This window comes from Streptomyces bambusae, assembly GCF_019400985.1.
GTDB lineage: Bacteria > Actinomycetota > Actinomycetes > Streptomycetales > Streptomycetaceae > Streptomyces > Streptomyces bambusae_A.
Genome location: NZ_WTFF01000566.1, coordinates 1 through 2,313 on the forward strand (window position 1 = coordinate 1; position 2,313 = coordinate 2,313).

Genomic DNA, 2,313 nt, shown 5'->3' on the forward strand with positions numbered 1-2,313 from the left:
GCCGTATGACCGCGCCCGCGCCCGTGCCCGCGACTGCGCCCGCAACTGCCCCCGCGCCCGCAACTGCCCCCGCGCCCGTGCCCGCCCCCGCCCCCGCGCCCCCCGTCCACGTCACCGGCCCGGACGCCCCCTGGGACGCGGTCGCGGCCGGTGTCGCCGGCCGCGGCCATGCCGTGGTGTACGCGACCTGGGGGGAGTGGCTGACCGCCGCGCTCGCGGACGCCGGGCTGCGGCCGCTGCTCGGCCGGGACTGGCAGCGCTACCGGCGCACCGCCGACGCGGCCATCCGCTACCGCTTCGTCACCTCGCGGATGGTGGTCAAGTACACGGCCGCGGCGGCGCTCGGCACCCGGCCGGCCGAGCTGGACCTGTCGTACCGGATCGGCGGCCGCCCGTACATCCGGGGCCTGGACCAGATCGACATCAGCATCAGCCACACCGAGGACCTGATCGCGGTCGGCGTCAGCCGGACCGGCCGGATCGGCGTCGACGCCGAACCCGCCGACCGGCGGATGTCCTTCGAGCTGCTGCACGACCGGGTGTGCACGCCGGCCGAGGCGGCCGAGCTGGCGCGGCTGCCGGCCGACCGGCAGGCCGGCGAGATGCTGCGGCTGTGGACCCTCAAGGAGGCCTACACCAAGGCACTGGGGCAGGGGCTTCGACTGGACTTCAACGAGTTCGGCTTCGGCCTGGACAGCGGCGAGCTGATCGCTCCGGACGGGCGGCCGGCCGCGCGCGGCGCGTGGGCGTTCGGCACGCACCGCGTGCTGGGCCGGTACCTGTTGAGCGTGGCCTGCCACGACTCCGGACTGGATCCGGCGGCGGACACGGCGGTGCACACGATGCTCGACGAGGGGTTCCTGAGCGTGGTGGAGGAGGTGCTCGCGGCGGACTAGCGGACCAGCGGCCACCGGTTGCGGGCGGGGGAGAGCCTGCCCCGCGCATCGGACGTCCCGAACGTGTCAGGGATATGGGGGCACAGCTCGCATACGCCTCCCCTTTGGAAAAAGATCAACGGAGATCTGAGATCTGAGATCTGTTCAGCTGCCGAGCGGAGAAGTGGAGGGAATGCAGATGGCCGCCACCGTGGCCGTGACCGTCGTCGTCACGCCCGGCCTCCCGCCCTCGCTCGACCTCCACGGGCCGCTCGCCCCGGACGCGCTGACGGCGGCGCTGGCCCGGCTGCCCGTCCCCGCGGGTACGGCTCCGCTGCCGCAGGGACCGGCGTTGCGGCGGCACAGCGCGACGCACCACACGCTGGTGCTGCCCGCGCCGCCGTACCCGGCGGGGGCGCTGTCGGACCTGCTGACGGCCGTCGGCGGCGGACGACCACCGGGCCCGGGGACGCCCGCCTCCCCTGAGCCCGCGCCCGCCCCGGCGCCCGCACCCGCCCCCGCGTCCGTCCGCAGGCCCGCCGGCCCGTCCTGGGCCGGGACCTGGGCCGGGGCAGGGACCGAGGCCGGCGGCCATGCGCGATCAGACCACCCGCGATCAGACCATGCGCGATCAGGGCCCGTGGTGTCCGCCCCCGCCCCCAGCCCCGGGCCTGGTGCACCGTTGGCCGCGCTGCCCGCCAGCCCCGTGCAGCGCGACGCACTCCTGGACGCGCTGACCCACCCCGGCGCCTGCCTGCACGTCGAGCAGCTGCACTGGCGCTGGCCCGGGCCGCTGGACGTCCGGCGGTTCCCCGCCGCCTGGCAGCGCCTGTACGACTCCGAGGCCGTGCTGCGCGCCGCCCTGGTCCCGCCGAGGACGCCGGGCGGGGCGCCGCTGGTCGCCGTACGCGCGTACGCCGCCGCGCGCCCGGAGCGGCACCCGCGGGGCAGCGCCGACTGGCACGCGCTGCTGCTGGCCGAGCGGACGCGGGAGTTCGACCTGCGCGAGCCCGGGGCCGCCCTGCGGATCGCGGTGCTGGAGGAACCGGACGGCGGCTCCCGCGTCCTGCTGACCTACCACCAGGCACTGCTCGACGGCTGGAGCGTACGGCTGCTGCGGCGCGCCCTGTACCGGGCCTACGCCGCCGACGGCCGCCCGCTCGGCGGTGAACGCCGGCCCGACCTCCGCGACCACCTGCGCTGGGTCGCCGCCCAGGACGTGGGCCCGGCCCGGGCCTTCTGGACGGCCCGGGCCCTGCCCTCGGCGGGCGCGGCCACCCCCGGCTCTTCTAAACATCTCCCAACCCCCCAGACCTGGGCTGGTCTCGGATGCCGGCTTTTGCTTTGAAAAAAAAAACAAATCATGAACACAGTCTACATTGATCGTCCGACATGGATAGCAAGTACGACAGCTACACAACTGGTATGTGAAGTGCGA

At 75.1% G+C, this 2,313-nt stretch carries 2 protein-coding genes; both read left to right on the forward strand.

Annotation, left to right across the window (positions count from 1 at the left end; all coding sequences use genetic code 11):
* The first annotated feature begins 77 nt into the window (after positions 1–77).
* Positions 78–896 carry a 4'-phosphopantetheinyl transferase family protein gene (locus GPJ59_RS35575; RefSeq protein ID WP_308120675.1) on the forward strand — a complete coding sequence of 273 codons (819 nt, stop codon included), beginning with the start codon at positions 78–80 and terminating at the stop codon, positions 894–896.
* A gap of 178 nt (positions 897–1,074) precedes the next feature.
* Complete coding sequence (locus tag GPJ59_RS38780; protein ID WP_219672262.1) at positions 1,075–2,223, forward strand: condensation domain-containing protein; 1,149 nt, start codon at positions 1,075–1,077, stop codon at positions 2,221–2,223.
* Positions 2,224–2,313 lie beyond the last annotated feature (90 nt).